Genomic DNA, 15004 nt, shown 5'->3' on the forward strand with positions numbered 1-15004 from the left:
CGGCACACGCAGGGTCGATGTAGACATGGGTCCGTCGGACATCCGCGTCCGGCACTTCGCGACCACGGAAGGAACCCTCCCATGGGCACAGAGCGCCAGGCCCAGCGACGCCGTATGGAACCGGACGCCCGGCGCGCCGAGATCCTCGGCGTGGCCCGCAGACAGTTCGGTGCGGCCAGCTACGCGTCGGTGTCCATCTCGGACATCGCGGCCGAGGCGGGCGTGGCGCGCGCCCTGGTGAACCACTACTTCGGCGGGAAGCGGCAGCTCTACCTGGAGGTGGTGCGGCAGATGATGGTCATCCCCGCCACGGTCTCGGAGCGGCTGCCTCCCACCACGGCAGAGGAGCGTCTGTCCATCTGCGTGGACCGCTGGCTCGAAGTGGTCGAACGCAACCGGGACATGTGGCTGTCCGCGATCGGCCTGGAGTCCCTCGGCCATGACCCCGAGATCGACCGGATCATGCTCGAGGCCGACGAGATCGCCACCGACCGGATCCTCGAAGCCGCCATGATGACCGACGTCACCGAGGGCCGGGACAAACTCCGCGCGATCATCCGCGCCCACAGCAGCATGCTCAAGGCCGCGTCCCGCGAGTGGCTGGTCCGCGGCACGCTCAGCCGCAGCGACCTCCACGTCGTCCTGACCCGCACCGTGCTCCACCTCCTGCACACCGTCTTCCCCGCCCTACGGGACGACTGACCGTCCCTAAGGAGTCACCCCGTGTCCCGAAACCTGACCGACGAACGCCGCGACCTGGTGAAGGCGATAGCCGACTTCTGCCGCCGCGAGTGCGGCACGAAGGAACAGCGCGACAAACTGACGGCCAACGGCGCAGAGCATCACAACCAGCAGCTCTACGAGAAGATGGCCGCCCTCGGCTGGCTGGGCATCGCCGTGCCGGAGGAGTACGGCGGCGCAGGACGCGGCATGGTGGACCTCTGTCTGTTCCTCCAGGAGACGTCCTACGGGCGGGCCCCCATCAGCGGCTTCAGCACGTCGATCATCTCGGCGGCCGCGTACGAGAAGTTCGGCACCGAGGACCAGAAGCGCACCGTGCTCCAGGGCGTGGTCAACGGCCGGGTGGAGGCCATCTCGATGTCCGAACCCGGCGCGGGCTCGGACGTGGGCGCCCTCACCTGCCGCGCCGAGCGCACCAGCGGCGGCTACCTGGTCAACGGCCAGAAGACCTGGTGCTCCAACGCCCACTTCGCCGACCACATTCTGCTCATCGCCCGTACCGGTCAGGGGAGTTCGAAGCACGAGGGGCTCACCCAGTTCATGGTGCCGGCGGACGCGGCGGGCCTGCAGATCCGCGGCATCGAGACCATGGGCGGCAAGGAGGTCAACGACCTCTACTTCACCGACTGCTTCGTCCCCGACTCGGCGGTGGTCGGCGCCACCGGCCAGGCCTGGACCCAGCTGATGGCCGGCCTCAACCTGGAGCGGATGATCCTCGCCGCGCTGATGCTCGGCGTCGCCCAGCGGGCCTTCGACGACACGCTCTCCTACGTCCGTGAGCGCGAGCAGTTCGGCCGGCCGATCGGCTCGTTCCAGGCGCTCCGGCACCGCATCGCGGACATGGCGACGGAACTGGAGTGCGCCCAGCTGCTGCTGGACGACGTCGCCACGTCCATCGACGCCGAACCCGACCGCGTGTTCGCCCGTGAGGCCTCCATGGCCAAGCTCAAGTGCACCGAACTCGCCAAGCACGTGACCCTGGAGGGCATGCAGATGATGGGCGGCTACGGCTACGCCACCGAGTACGGCATGGAGGCCCTGCTGCGCTCGACGGTCGTGTCCACCGTGTACGGCGGAACGAGCGAGATCCAGCGGGACATCATCGGCAAGACGTACGGACTGTAGGAGCCCAGATGCTGACGACACGCTTCACCGAGACCTTCGGCGTCCAACACCCGATCGTGCAGGGCGGAATGCAGTGGGTGGGCCGCGCCGAGCTGGTCTCCGCCGTGGCCGACGCGGGCGCCCTCGGCTTCCTCACCGCACTCACCCAGCCCACCCCCGAAGCGCTGGCCCGGGAGATCGCACGCTGCCGCGAGATGACCGACCGGCCCTTCGGCGTGAACCTCACGATCCTGCCGTCGATCAACCCGCCGCCGTACGACGAATACCGGCGCGCCATCATCGAGTCGGGCGTCAAGGTGGTCGAGACGGCCGGGTTCAACCCAGAGGCACACCTCCCCGAGTTCCGGGCGCACGGCGTCAAGGTCCTGCACAAGTGCACCAGCGTCCGGCACGCGGTGAAGGCCGAGCAGATCGGTGTCGACGCCGTGAGCATCGACGGGTTCGAGTGTGCGGGGCACCCCGGCGAGGACGACATCCCCGGCCTGATCCTCATCCCTGCGGCAGTACGACGGCTCACCGTCCCGGTGATCGCCTCGGGCGGCTTCGCGGACGGCCGCGGCCTGGTCGCCGCCTTGGCGCTCGGCGCCGAGGGCGTCAACATGGGCACCCGGTTCCTGTGCACCGAGGAATCCCCCGTGCACCGCCGGGTCAAGGAACAGATCGTCGCGAACACCGAACTCGACACCGAACTCATCTTCCGCCCGCTGGGCAACACGGCACGCGTCGCCAGCAACACGATCAGCCGCAAGGTCGTCGAAGTCCTCGACGAGGGCGGTGAGTTCGGAGACGTACGGGACCTGGTCGCGGGTGTCAGAGGACGGCGGGTCTTCGACGACGGCGACCTGGAGGCCGGAATCTGGAGCGCGGGCCTGGCCCAAGGACTGATCGACGACATCCCCACGGTGCGCGATGTGGTCGACCGCATCGTGGCCGAGGCCGACGAGGTGATCGCCGAACGCCTTGCCGCCGTCCGGCGCTGACCCGTCATGGTGGCCGGTGCGAACGGATTGGGCAGCCACCCGAAGAAGACGGTCACGAAGGCCGGCGCAGCCGCCGTTCCTGCGGCAGTCGCACTGGCGCGCCAGTGCTCACCTCGCGTCCCGCTGTTCGTGCCGGAGTCCGAGTTCGCCTTGCCGGACGAAGCGTCCGACGAGCCATCGCCGCTTGACCCCGGCTCCTGCGTCCCGCCTGCCATGCCCCCTCCCCCGCTCCCGGCCGCTCGCCCATCGTTCGCGGGAGCCGTCAATCGGTTTCCCCGGCGGACTCCCTCGCATCGTCCGAGCGGCATGGGTCCGGCCGGACGGTGACCATGACGAACGCTTCTCGTTCGCTGCCCGCAGCTTCGAGAGTGAGCGTGTGATCGCCCAGTGAGAGGGCCACGTCCAAGCTCGGCCCCGAACCCAGGTCTCCATCGCGCGAAGAGCGCCACCGCAGGTCGTCGGAGAACCGACCGGGGTCTTCCGGGGAGGCCGCCTGCCCCATGAGTACGACGGGCGCTCCGAAGGGGATCTCCGCACCGTCGTCGGGGCACAGGATCAACGGTTGCGGGCCCTTGCGCCGTACCGCGAACGCAGGACTGTCGACGACTGCGGTGTGCAGTCCGTCGGAGGCCATGACCCGCACCCGGCACTCCGGTCCGCCCGGCAACTCATCGAAGTCCACCGACGTTTCCGGCTCGGACTGAGGAAGGCAGAGCGGTGTCCACGTGCGGCTGTCCGTGCTGAAGAGGACGACGTACGCGAGATTCGCGCACTCGGGGTGGTGGGCGTCCCACCTGATGAGCTGTGTGCCGTACTGCTCTCCGTCGGGCCGCCAGGAGAGGCGGACCTCCGGGCTGCCCAGCGGCGCCACGAAGCGGTGTACTTCGCGACCGTGGAACAGAAAGCGCAGTGACGCGGCTCCCTCGACGACGGCAACGGCCCCCGCGACGAGCCGGGGCGCGGGCAGGCCCGATCGGTACGCACACAGAGGCACCGTACGGACGAGCCCGCGGCCGAGAACCCGGCCTTCGGGGCCCACGCTTTCGACGATCAGGGCGTCAGGAGAGCGTTCGCCGCCAGGCGGGTCCGCGTCGGGCGGTTCGTCGATTCGGAATCCATGGGTGAGCCGCAGCGTGATCTCGTCCAGGAGCGTGCCGGTGATCGTCAGGTACCGCATCGGTGTCACCGCCCACTCATGCCGGGTTGTCGTAGACGTGGTCGTAGGTTTCGATCGAGGGCCAGGTCGGGTTGGGGCAGTAGCCCATCAGTTCCCCGGTGCCACGCGGGCGGATGAGCATGTCCTCGGTGTGCAGGCCCGTCGCGTTCGATCGGCCCGGCAGTCGCGAGTCGTGCGGCCACGGTTCCGCGCCGGTGCACAGCGCATGATCGAGGCCGTGCGTGTGACCCATTTCGTGCGCGAAGGTGTCCTCATCGGGTACGGAGGCGAAAGCCGGCGCCGTGAATCCGATCCGCGGAATCCCCATCCCTCCCACCGGATAGGCGCCGTTGAAAGGCAGCAGGCCGCACCTGATTCCTCCCGAGCGGCGACCGATGAAGTTGATCGTGGCCAGGCCGGAGAGCATGCCCGCCCAGCCGAGGACCGACGTGAGATCCTGCGTGACCGGCAGGGTGATCGGCGGATTGACGCTGAAGAACGGCACCGGGAGCCTGGCCAGGGCACCGCGCCGCAGGACGCTGACGAAAGTCGCCATGGTGGGCGGGGGTGTGCCGCCGACGGTGTCGATGAGCAGGATGGGCGTGACTTCCTGAGGCTGCCGGTCGCGGAGTTCGACGGTTGTCGAGCCTTCAGAGCTCCAGCCGCCGCCCTCTCCGTAGTGCCCGCGCACCCATATCCGGGCACGCAATTCGATGACGGGGGTCGAAACGGCCGACAGAGGCAGCCGGTAGTTCAACGAGTGTCCGAGATTCTCCGTGTCCAGCTCACGCAGGGGCACCGCGGTGACGATGCCGCCCGGATTAACGGGTTGCAGGGCCGCTCCGGACGAGCCGGTCGCGGGATCGATCACCTGCAGGTCCCCGGTCACTCCTGGCCAGCGGTTGCGCCCGGCGCCCGCGTCGAACCCGTTGTCCACGCCCGACATCACGAACACCCTGACCACGGTGGAGCGGTTGCGGATCAACCGGATCCGGTTCGCCGCGCCACCCGTCTGGACGGATTGGTTGACCTCCAGGTACCACACGCGCAGATCGGGCCGCGTGTCCGGGGACGGAGGAGGCGAATTGCGTTCCGTGCATGCGGCCAAGTCCCGCTTGGCGTCGCGGATCTCAGCCCTGATTCTGTTGATCTGTCGGCCGATCTGTCCCTTCTCCCCGGGTCCCGGCCCCGGCTCGTCCTTCGGCCTGTCGAGACCCGCCAAGTCCCGCTGGAGGGCGTCCAACTCCTGTTCCAGATCTTCGATACGGTCGGCGATGCTCTGACAGGCTGCGGGGATGGGCGGCATGAGGGGTCTCCGTCCGGACGGTGGGGGTGAGGTCCACAGAGTCGTGGGACACAGCCTTCGCCACGGGAATACCCCGACGGCCTTCGTCTGCCCAGCCCGGAGGTGGGGCCTCCGTGAGCACGGGCCCTGAAGTTCGTCCGTTCGTCATCACCACGAAGGAGACGGCGCTCCTGTTACGAGACCACTTCATCCGCTCCGAGCCGTAGCGCCAGGTCTCCGCTCATGCTCGCCCGGCGCTCAGCGTTGACGAGCTCCAGCCCCTCCGGGACGATCGGGCCATCAGGCACAGGCCACAGAACGGGGGTTCAGGGTGGGTGAGGAACATAGACCAGACCCGCACTCGGACATCGATCGGCGGTTCGCCGCCATAGTCCAGAACTTGGCCGATGACGTGGAGCCCGGGAGCCCGGCTGAGCACGCTCGGCCCGCGTCGACCGTCGGCGAGGGCAAACCGATCTGGTACCTGGTCCCGCTGCGAATGCTCTGCACCATCGCGTTCTTCATGACCTTGTCGTCCTGCATCGTGGTCTATGGAGGCGTCATGAACGATGCGCGTTGGGGCACCGCCACGCTGATCGCTCTCTGTGTCGCGGTCGGGACGGGCATCGGCCGGCGTACCGCCAAGGCAAGGTTCGACCGACGCAGTCGGTAGTGCCGGCCCGAACGCTGGTCAGCGTGGATGCCCACGGTGCCGCAGCTTGCGGGTGAAGCGGTGCAGGTACGGGTCCATGCTCTCCAACGGCTCGATGGCCTGCAACGTCTCCAGCAGACCGGTGCGCAAGAGGTCATCGTACGAAGGGACTTGAAAGGAGTGGCACCGTGGCCACTCCCCCGCACCGCCCCCTCCGCCATGGTCCTGATCAGCCCGGCCCCAGCGAGCGGATCCGACGAATGGCCTGCGCGGTCAGACGAGAAGCTTGGACTTCAGGGCAGCGACCGTTGCGGCATCGACCTTGAGACCGTCCCGTACGTAGGCGTCGAAGCTGCCGTAGAGATGGTCGACCTCGCTGAAGGCCGCGCGCAGCCAGGACAGTTCCACGGCGTCCTCGCGGCCCAAGTACGCGTTGCTCGCCAGGAAGTCGGCCTCGACGGTGGACCGGGGGACGCCGAGGAGGGTCAGCAGCACTGCATTGCTCCAGCCGGTGCGGTCCTTGCCCGCGCTGCAGTGGAAGACGGTGGCTCCGTCGTTGGCGGCGACGGCGGTGAGCAGGTCGTGGAACGCGTAGTCGGCACCGACGAAGTCGACCATGAACGGGTAGCCGATGGACTGGCCGAGGTCCGAGGATCCGGACAGCAGGCCCGCCGCCAGTGCCTTGACCAGTGTGACCGTGGCCGATTCGTGGAACTTCAGTCCGTGGCTGACCGAGACGACGTCGGCGACCTGGTACCGGATGCCGGACGGGAGCGCGTCGGGGTCGTCGTAGCGTTCCTTGATGTTGCGCAGGTCCACGTCCAGGGAGATGCCCTGGGACAGGAGCGTGGCCTGTTCGGCCGCGGTGAGCGTGCTGAGCTTGTTGGACCGGTAGACCTTGCCCATGCGGACCCAGTGTCCGTCGGTGGTGCGGTAGCCGCCGGCGTCGCGGAAGTTCTTCGCCGAGGCGAGACCCAGCGAGCGGTCGGCGACGACGAGCGCCGCTCCCTGGTCGGGCACGAGCCGGAAGTACCAGCGTGCGGCGGACGGCAGTCTTCCGGCGGGGACGTCGAGGGTTGCCGTGCCTGCCGTGGTGCCGACCGTCGTACCGGTGACGGCGTTCGGGTCGGTGACGGCGACGACGGTCACGGACTGCGCCGGTGAGGCGTAGCCGAGGGTGTAGCCGCCGTCGGCACCCCGGCGTGCTTCGGCCGTGGTGAACGGCACGGCGGCGGTGATCGAGCTGGCCGCGGCCGGGGGCGCGGCCGGTGCGCCGAACGCGGCGCCGGTGCCGGTACCGGCGAGCAGTGCTGCCGCGACGGCGACACCGGTCAGCTTCGGATGTGTGCGCACGAGGTGGAGGTCCTCTCCGGTGAATGCGGGGGGGCGGGTCGGGGCGGCGTCAGGCGCCGAGCCGGTTGAGGACGATGTCGGCGTAGGCGGCTTCACCGGCCGCGTTGGGGTGCAGCGGCGCCGCGAGGTTGCCGGGGATGTAGCCCTCGACCCACCGCACGTTCGCCGACTGGCAGGAGTCGTGGCCCTTGCTCGGCGTGCGGACGTCCACGTACTCGGCGTTGTTGGCGGCGGCCTGGGCGGCGATCACGCTGTTCATGCCGTCCACGCTCCCCTGGAGCCAGTCGGCGTCCTTGCCCAGGACCGGAACGCGCGGCCAGCAGCCACCTGGCTTGATGTAGTCGCCGTACCCGGTCACCAGGACGCGTGCCTGGGGCGAGCGCGCGTGGATCTCGTCGAGCACGGCGTCGAGTCTGGGGCCGAGGGCGGCGATGCGCTGCGCGACCTGGTCGACCCCGTCCTTGACGAACTCGTCCTTGCAGGGGTCCGCGAACGGGTTGAGCTGCAGGCAGTCCTGGGCCACGCCGACCAGGCCGACGTCGTTGCCGCCGATGGTGAGGGTGACCAGGGTCGTGTCGGCGCTGAGCGCGTCGAACTGCGGGGCGGCGGTACCCGCGTCGATGCCGCCGACGGACAGCGGCTGGGGGTGCGTCATGTCCTGGGTGTCGGCGCCGCTGCACGTCACGTCGCGGAACGCGTCCACCTGCAGCTTCGCGGCGAGCAGGTGCGCGTAGTTCCGCTCGGACCGCCCGCAGGCGATCGGCCCGGTGATCGGCGGGACGAGAGGCCCGGAGGCCATCGAATCGCCCAGCGCCACGTAGACCTCCCGGTCGGCGGACGAGGCGGCCACGGCCGGTGTGCTCAGGGTGGCGCCGAAGGCCGCGACGGCCAGGGTCGCCGCCGCGAGGGAGGTACGGGCCGGACGGTGGGAGCGGTGCTGGGTTCTGGAACGAGCAGGTGAGTTCAAGGCGACCCTCCAGGCAGATTCCGAGCGGATACGGAGCAGATTCCGGGCACGTTCCGATGGGGGAAGTGCTGTCGGACAGCCTGATGGCCTTGGCAACGACGTTGTACTGGCAGGTAATGCAGAGTCTTGGCGGCATGTTTGTGACGCGTGACAACAGGGCTGATCCGAACCGACGACTTCCGGCCGTCCCAGTAGCCACCGTCCCGGCGGCCCCGGAATCGGTCAGATGGTCACGGTGAGCGGTCCGGGCCGGAGACGGGATGACGGCTGCGTCGCGCGACCAGCGCCGCGTTGATCTGGTGAAGGTCGGACGTGCTCGACGGAGACAGGCCGGTCAGCTGCGTGATGCGCCGGATCCGGTAGTCCACCGTGTTCGGGTGGATGAACAGTGCGGCCGCGGCGGCGCGCCGGTCCAAGTCGCAGGCCAGGTACACCTCCAGGGTCCGCAGCAGGCCCGGCTTGGGCCCCAGCGGGGCCAGAAGGTTGGCGAGTTCGTCGAGGGCCGCGCCGGGGCGGGACAGTTGGTAGTCCAGCAGGACGTCCGCCAGCCGGTACAGACCGGGCGGGCGGCCGGTACGGCGGACCAGCTCCACGACCTCCGCATTGCGTCGGACCGCCTCCGGCAGAGCCGCGGTCCCTACGACGCTCGCTGCCGCGGTGATGGCGACGGCCGCGGATCGGGACGCCTGTTCCACGACACGGCACAGTTCGCTCCAGGGCGGCGGTTCGGTCACCGGCAGCAGTACCGTGCCGCCCTCGCTGTCCAGGGCGGTGAGGGCGGGCTCGTGGCCACCGCGGTCGATGGCGGCACGCAGCCGACGGATCTTGCGGCGGGCGGCGATCGCGGCGCCGGGCCCGGCCGCCTTCTCGTCCGGGTGCAGGTCGACGGCGAGGGTGAAGGCCGCGTAGTACGGCGCCGGGCGGGGCGCGCCGCGGCCGCCCGGTTCCTCTCCCGACAGCAGCGCCGCCATCAGGGCTCGGCGCCCGTCCTGTTCCTGACTGTCGATGAGCAGCCGGGTCTCCAGATAGGCCGCGCTCACCGCGGCCGTCAACTGCTGCAGAAGCGTCAGCACGCGGTCGATCGCTTCCTGCACCGCCGGAAGCTCGTGCGGTTCCGCGTCGGCCGTGATCTCGCGCCAGCACATCGCCGAACCCATGTGGTACGCGGTCAGGATGGCGTCGAGCGGAACTCCCTCCTCGGCACGCTGCGAGGCGGAGTCGCGCTGCTCCGTCAGCTCGGACTCGGTGGCCGGCCGGCGGTGCTCCAGGACGTCCGCGCACAGCCGGAGGTTGTGCTGCACGATCTCGGTGATGTCGCCGGACATCGCCTCGGCCGGAAGTCCCGCGTAGACCGGCAGTTCGGTGCGCAGGCGGCCGACCACCGCGCGGCTGAGCTCCGGGACGCGGGCGCGGAGGTACGGACCGATCTGCCGCCCGGCGATCTGCAGCGGCGCCCGTCGACTGCTTGCCGCTGAAGCGCGTAACGCCTGCTCACCCATCACACCAGCTCCCGGCGAGGTCCCTGCTCATCGGTATCGGCCGGGGCCGAGTGTGCCGAAAGATTCATCGCAAAGCGATGGGCCGGCGAAAACCGGAACATGCCCCGCCCATCGACCCCGGTCGGGGCGCCGGGCCGCCTCCCGCGGCGGTCCGGCGCCGATGGTCAGCCGCGCGGGGCCGGGGCCCGCTGCGGTGTCAGTCCGGTTGCGCTGCCGGTGCCGCCGATGGGCACGACGTGGTCGAGCCCCACGAAGCGGCCGTCGCTCTGCCAGAGCGCAGGCTTGAGAAAGGCGTACTTCTCCTCGTCCCACGTCTTCCAGTCGTCCTTCAACAGCCCGCCCGTGTCACCGGAGTTGGGGTTGAGGCACCAGAACGTCTGGTGGATGCGGTGCTCGGTGATGAAGTCCCTGAGCGCCGTCATCCACTTCTGGTTGTCGGCGCCGTCGAGGCGGCCGCCCCATTCACCGATGAGCAGCGGTGCGGTGCCCTGCTCCTGGAGGTAGAACCAGTTGGGCTGCCACACGTCCCGGGTCAGGGTGTCCTTGTTCCAGTCGCCCTCGAACCAGGGCTGCCGGAAGACGGCCGGGCCGTAGTCGTGCGGGGAGTAGACGAGCTGGTCCTGGTCCTTGCCGAGGTCGACGGGGTGCTCGGCGGCGCCGCGCAGGTTTCCGCCCCACCAGTTGAAGTGGTAGTCGGCCTCGTTCGTCGACGACCAGTTCCTGCCGTCGCGCGGGTAGATCTCGATGCCTTCGCAGAGGATGAGCAGGTGCGGGTTGATGGCGAGGATGCGGCGGCCGGCCGTCTGGCAGGCGTTCTTCCAGTTGTCCTCGTCGGTGGAGCCGTCCCACTTGGCGCGCGGGCTCTCGGCCTGCTTGCCGTGCGGCTCGTTCTTCACGTCGGCCGCGATCACCGTGTCGTCGTTCTTGTACCGGTCGGCGAGCCACTCCCACGCCCGGTAGAAGTCCTCGCTGGTGATGGCACCCTTCCACCACACCGGGTACACGTGGCCGGAGTTGTCGGCCTCCGCGCTGTGCACGTCGAGCATGACCTTGATCCCGTACGTCTTGCAGAGCTGGAGGAAGCGGTCGAACACCTCCAGCGTGGTCTTGTCCTTGAGGTCCGGGTTCTCGTACGTGTTGACCGCGCTGGACACGGCGGCCTTGCCCGCCTGCCACTCCAGGACGAGCTGGGTGCTGATGGGGACGCGGATGGTGTTGAGGCCGCGCTCGGCCATCTGCCGGGTGATGGTCTCCAGGTTCGCCGACCACAGTCCGTGGAAGACGCGTTCGCCGGTGTTGAAGCCGAACCAGTTCGTGCCGGTCATCCACACCGGGTTGCCCTGCTCGTCGACGACCCGGGCCCCGTCGGTGTGCAGCCAGTCGTCACCGTCCGCCGCCGCGGACTTCGTGGAGTACGACGCCTGAGTGACCTGCTTCACCGGCGCCGCGCTCACCGCTGGATAGGCGTTCTTCACCAGCATCGCGAACTGGGCGTCGAACCAGTGCCCGGCGAGCGGTGCGTCCGGCAGCGCCCCCGTCCTGACTCCCTTCGGGGTGGTGAAGTCGGGGTCGCAGTTCGGGTCGGGGCGTTTGCCCTCGCCGTTGTCGATGTCCTCGCCGGAGCCGTCGGACTCCCCTGGCGGCTTCACCCACAGGTAGGCGTCGATGCCGGGCGCGTCAGCGGGTGCTCCCTGGGGTCGGGCGCCGAGGCCTGCGCCCTGCTGGTTGCACCAGTTGCCGCGGTCCGTGCGCCGGTCCACGCGTCCGGAGGTGACGTAGGCGTCGGCCGTGTCGCCGCTCGCACCGCCGGGCCGGCCGGCGCCGCCCCACCCGTTGCGCGAGGTGTCGACGAGGACGCCGAGCCCGTCGGACCAACCGGCCGCCTCGAATGAGGTGCGCAGCGACTTCGCGTAGTCCGCCTCGTCGAAGTTCGCGTTCCACTCGTAGAACGTGGCGGACTTCAGCGGCTGACCGCCGACCGTCTGATCGGGGTCGTCGAGGTGGGGCTCGGCCGTGGGGGTGTAGTTGGAGACGTTGGTGACGACGCCGTCGACGCTGTCGAGCCCGGCCTTCGTGCCCTTCGCCGTCTCGGTGTAGAGATCGACGACGCCCTGGAGGTTGTCGTCCCAGCCGAGCCAGCCGGAGTGGGCCGCGTCCAGGTACGTGTAGACGTTCGGGAGGGCGTGGAGTCTGTCGAGGGCGTACTGGACCGCCTTGACCTGGAGGCCGCTGGACTTGGCCTGGGCGCAGTCGGGGTCGGAGAGGTTGGTGACCAGGTTGGGCAGGCCGTCGGGTTCGATGACGGTGGTGATGCGCAGGTCGGCGTACTTCGGGTCGGCCAGGGCGTCGGCGACGGGGTCGATGTACTCCTTCTCGTAGCGCTCCAACCCGGCCTCGGTGAGCGGGAGTTCACCGTTCGAGGCGAGGGCGGAGCAGTCCCTTCCGGGGAGGTCGTAGACGACGAACGTGGCGGTCATCGGAGTGCCGGGCCGTGCCTGGGCGAGGGCCTTGTCGAGGTGGCCGGACAGGCCGAGCCGGCCGTCGTTGGCGGCGCCGCCCTCGATGGCGGCGATCCGGTCCAGCCACACGGCGGTGGGCTGTCCGCCGACGCCGCGCATTCGGGCGGCCAGCTCCGCGTCGTCCTGCTCGTCGGCGGACTGCTCGACGCGGGACGTGTAGTCGGGATTGACGTAGGCGTCGGCGCTCTGGAACGGGTTGTCGACGTGTTCGGCGGCGCGGGCGGTGCCTGCTGTCGCGGACCAGGGGGTGAGCAGGGCCGCTGCGAGCGCCGCGGCCGTGAGAACCGCCGCGCCGGTCAGGCGTCTACGGTGCGGGTGATGCCGGTGAGGTTGATGCCGGTGCACTCTTCTGTCCCTTCGTGGGGTGGACACAGGGGTGGGGCATAGGGATCGGACGCCGGGGCCGCACGGCCGGGGGGGGCTCCCACCTGCCGTGCGGCCGGGGCCCGGTCGTGGCGGCAGGTCAGGAGACGCTGAGCGAGAAGGCGTCGGTGCGCAGTCCGGTTCCGCCCTGCCATGGCTCGAACCCGGCCTGGACGCTGGTGAGGTACCAGTCGGCCCGCAGGCTGCCCCGCGCGGTGGCATCGTCGGCGAAGGCCCGTAGGTCGAGGTCGGTGACGGCGTCCGTGGGACTGGTCCGCACGTAACTGATCACGTTCCAGCCGATGTTGCCGGCCCACACGTCGTAGTTCGCGCCGCCGATGGTGACGTTGCCGGTCTTCTGCCCGACGGGCTGGACCGGGCCCTGGTACCTGTTCCAGATCATCAGCTCTCCGGCGTTCTGCCCGCTCGCGTGGGCGTCGGGGTCGAACCAGAGGTCGTACGCGACGTCGTAGACACCGCTCGCGGGCGAGTGCGTGGACCAGCTGCTGGTCACCCGGTTCATCGCGTCGATGCGCAGTGGCAGTCCGCTGCCCGTGGTGCAGGCGCCGTAGTGGCAGCCCGCGTAGATCGACGGATACGAGGCGGGGGCGCCGTTCGTCGGGTTGGCGTGGTCGGCCCGGGTGACCTCGAACGAGGCGCCGTCGACCGAGATGCACTGGGCCGTCGACGCTCCCCAGACGTTGTTCTGGACGGTGTACTTGCCACCTTCCACGCTCAACGTGTCGAAGGCGCCGCAGAGTTCGGTCGCGCGCGCGGATGCGGTGGCCGTGGAGGCGGAGGCGAACAGGCAGCCGGCCGCGGCCAGGACGGCGGCAGCGGTCCTCGCCCGGCGGGCGAGGGTGGGGGGACGCTTCACGTCGCTTTCCTTTCGTCGGTTCGCGATCATCTTGGGAGCGCTCCCATTCGTGACGAGATTGCCGCGTTCATGACATTCACGATGTCGGTCGGCCCCCTCGGACGGAGCGGGAGTGGTCCGACCGGCATCGTGGGGAACTCCGCGGCGCGCGTCAATCGTTCGCGCGAGTTTCGGTCGACGGCGCAGGTCGTCGGCGTGCCGTCGAAACCCTTCGCTGTCGCGGGGAGGTGCCTCAGCCGCAGCCGGTGCGGAATCCGGTGGCGGCGAGGCCCTCGCAGAACGCCGTCCGCGCGTCGGTGTTCCGGGACAGGCGTCCGTCCGCGAACCACGTCGAGTCGGGCGGGAAGTCGAACGAGCCGTCGTCCTGTCCGTCCCAGCCGTAGCGGAAGTCGAGGTTGATGTAGGTGACCGTGTCGATGACGTCGGACAGGTCGTAGGTGCCAGCCATGTTGGGGATGGGGCCGCGGTAGTCGAGGAGTCCGAAGAGCCGCTTCGTCCAGGTGGCGCCGCGGACGGGCTCGGCGCCGCTGGTGTCACCGCCGTCGGCGGTGAAGTTCATCATCCCGGACTCGGACACGATCATCCTCTTCCCGTGGTCCTGGGCGAACTTCATCATCTTCAGGACGTTCGCGTCGTAGTCCCAGTTCTTCCAGACCGCGCTCGGATTGCCCGAGGAGTCGGTGTCCAGGTAGGCGTTGCGGCATTGCAGCGTGGCGGTGTCGTAGTTGTCCGGCGGGGTGCCGTTGTAGAGGTAGCCGCCCAGGTCGTGGATGGGCATGCACAGTTCGTGGGCGAAGACCGAGACGCCGATCTTGTCCACCGCGGCGTCACCGGGGTAGAGCTTCTCGAACTCGCCGCGCACCGGGTGGAAGACGAAGCGGACGTTGTCCTGGTGGGCCCGCCCCTGGATCAGCGAGCGGATGCGGGCGAAGGCGTTCTTGTACGAGGCACAAGTGTCGTCGGTGCAGTGGTAAAAGGAGCTCACCTCGTAGTCGAGGCGCAGCAGGAACGTGGCGGACGGGTGGGCGTCGATGAAGTCGATCAGTGTCGCGAACCGATCGGTGTACTTGCCGTCGGCGAGTTCCTGGGTGACGGCGCGCGAGCGGGCGGCCTTGGCGTTCTCGTCGCCGCCCTCGAAGCCAGGCGGGTTGTCCTTCCAGCTGATGCCGACCTGCACGGTCCTGCCCTGGCCGGCGAGGAAGGACGCGTAGTCGGCGTGGCCGGGGCCGACCCAGTTCCCGGAGGCGAGTTCGTAGTAGACGGAGCCGCCGTCCGGAGCCTGTCCGAAGGAGGTGTAGTCGTCCCAGGCGGCGCGGGTGGACTGCCCGATGAGGAGCGTCCGGGGGTCGGACGGCGCGGCGGAGGCGGTCGCGCCCAAGGGAATCAGCCACGTCACGGAGAGAAGCGCGGCGAGGAGCAGGAGGTGCAGCCGCGGACAGCGGCCGGTGTTTCTGGTGCGCATGGGGTCACTCCTGACTGCCGGGTCG

Annotated in this window: 12 protein-coding genes; 4 read left to right on the forward strand and 8 right to left on the reverse strand. The window is 69.4% G+C overall.

What is annotated here, in order from left to right:
* Positions 1-81 precede the first annotated feature (81 nt).
* Genes M4J07_RS31890 through M4J07_RS31900 form a run of 3 tightly spaced genes read left to right on the forward strand, consistent with a single transcriptional unit; the run spans position 82 to position 2846 of the window.
* On the forward strand, positions 82-702 hold the full coding sequence (locus M4J07_RS31890; protein ID WP_255977445.1) for a TetR/AcrR family transcriptional regulator: 621 nt from the start codon (positions 82-84) through the stop codon (positions 700-702).
* A gap of 21 nt (positions 703-723) precedes the next feature.
* Complete coding sequence (locus tag M4J07_RS31895) at positions 724-1866, forward strand: acyl-CoA dehydrogenase family protein (RefSeq protein ID WP_255977448.1); 1143 nt, start codon at positions 724-726, stop codon at positions 1864-1866.
* 8 nt (positions 1867-1874) lie between these two features.
* Complete coding sequence (locus tag M4J07_RS31900; protein ID WP_255977450.1) at positions 1875-2846, forward strand: NAD(P)H-dependent flavin oxidoreductase; 972 nt, start codon at positions 1875-1877, stop codon at positions 2844-2846.
* Between the two features lie 262 nt (positions 2847-3108).
* Here the strand turns inward: M4J07_RS31900 and M4J07_RS31905 are convergent, their stop codons facing one another.
* On the reverse strand, positions 3109-4023 hold the full coding sequence (locus M4J07_RS31905; protein WP_255977452.1) for a hypothetical protein: 915 nt from the start codon (positions 4021-4023) through the stop codon (positions 3109-3111).
* A 16-nt stretch (positions 4024-4039) separates the two neighbouring features.
* On the reverse strand, positions 4040-5308 hold the full coding sequence (locus M4J07_RS31910; RefSeq protein ID WP_255977454.1) for a hypothetical protein: 1269 nt from the start codon (positions 5306-5308) through the stop codon (positions 4040-4042).
* A gap of 379 nt (positions 5309-5687) precedes the next feature.
* On the opposite strand from M4J07_RS31910, the gene M4J07_RS31915 reads away from it, so the two are divergent.
* Complete coding sequence (locus tag M4J07_RS31915) at positions 5688-5960, forward strand: hypothetical protein (RefSeq protein WP_255977456.1); 273 nt, start codon at positions 5688-5690, stop codon at positions 5958-5960.
* Positions 5961-6212: 252 nt separating this feature from the next.
* On the opposite strand, the gene M4J07_RS31920 is transcribed toward M4J07_RS31915, so the two are convergent.
* From M4J07_RS31920 to M4J07_RS31945, 6 genes are all read right to left on the reverse strand, one after another.
* Entirely contained in the window at positions 6213-7292 is a 1080-nt protein-coding gene (locus M4J07_RS31920; RefSeq protein ID WP_255977458.1) for a tyrosine-protein phosphatase, read from the reverse strand.
* 49 nt (positions 7293-7341) lie between these two features.
* Positions 7342-8259 carry an SGNH/GDSL hydrolase family protein gene (locus tag M4J07_RS31925; RefSeq protein ID WP_255977460.1) on the reverse strand — a complete coding sequence of 306 codons (918 nt, stop codon included), beginning with the start codon at positions 8257-8259 and terminating at the stop codon, positions 7342-7344.
* A 230-nt stretch (positions 8260-8489) separates the two neighbouring features.
* Positions 8490-9758: a PucR family transcriptional regulator gene (locus M4J07_RS31930; protein ID WP_255977463.1), complete on the reverse strand. Its 1269-nt coding sequence runs from the start codon at positions 9756-9758 to the stop codon at positions 8490-8492.
* Between the two features lie 164 nt (positions 9759-9922).
* Complete coding sequence (locus M4J07_RS31935; RefSeq protein WP_255977465.1) at positions 9923-12622, reverse strand: glycoside hydrolase family 6 protein; 2700 nt, start codon at positions 12620-12622, stop codon at positions 9923-9925.
* A 118-nt stretch (positions 12623-12740) separates the two neighbouring features.
* Positions 12741-13517, reverse strand: coding sequence for a GH12 family glycosyl hydrolase domain-containing protein (locus M4J07_RS31940; protein WP_255977467.1), 777 nt, complete (start codon positions 13515-13517; stop codon positions 12741-12743).
* A gap of 232 nt (positions 13518-13749) precedes the next feature.
* A complete protein-coding gene (locus M4J07_RS31945) occupies positions 13750-14979 on the reverse strand; it encodes a hypothetical protein (RefSeq protein ID WP_255977469.1) in 1230 nt (409 codons plus the stop codon).
* Positions 14980-15004 lie beyond the last annotated feature (25 nt).

Source organism: Streptomyces longispororuber (assembly GCF_024448165.1).
GTDB lineage: Bacteria > Actinomycetota > Actinomycetes > Streptomycetales > Streptomycetaceae > Streptomyces > Streptomyces longispororuber_A.

Bases quoted from the DNA above. Each gene is read 5' to 3' on its own strand.
- M4J07_RS31890 (WP_255977445.1), top strand. From the start codon at position 82: ATGGGCACAGAGCGCCAGGCCCAGCGACGCCGTATGGAACCGGACGCC.
- M4J07_RS31900 (WP_255977450.1), top strand. From the start codon at position 1,875: ATGCTGACGACACGCTTCACCGAGACCTTCGGCGTCCAACACCCGATC.
- M4J07_RS31905 (WP_255977452.1), bottom strand. From the start codon at position 4,023: ATGCGGTACCTGACGATCACCGGCACGCTCCTGGACGAGATCACGCTG.
- M4J07_RS31910 (WP_255977454.1), bottom strand. From the start codon at position 5,308: ATGCCGCCCATCCCCGCAGCCTGTCAGAGCATCGCCGACCGTATCGAA.
- M4J07_RS31930 (WP_255977463.1), bottom strand. From the start codon at position 9,758: ATGGGTGAGCAGGCGTTACGCGCTTCAGCGGCAAGCAGTCGACGGGCG.
- M4J07_RS31945 (WP_255977469.1), bottom strand. From the start codon at position 14,979: ATGCGCACCAGAAACACCGGCCGCTGTCCGCGGCTGCACCTCCTGCTC.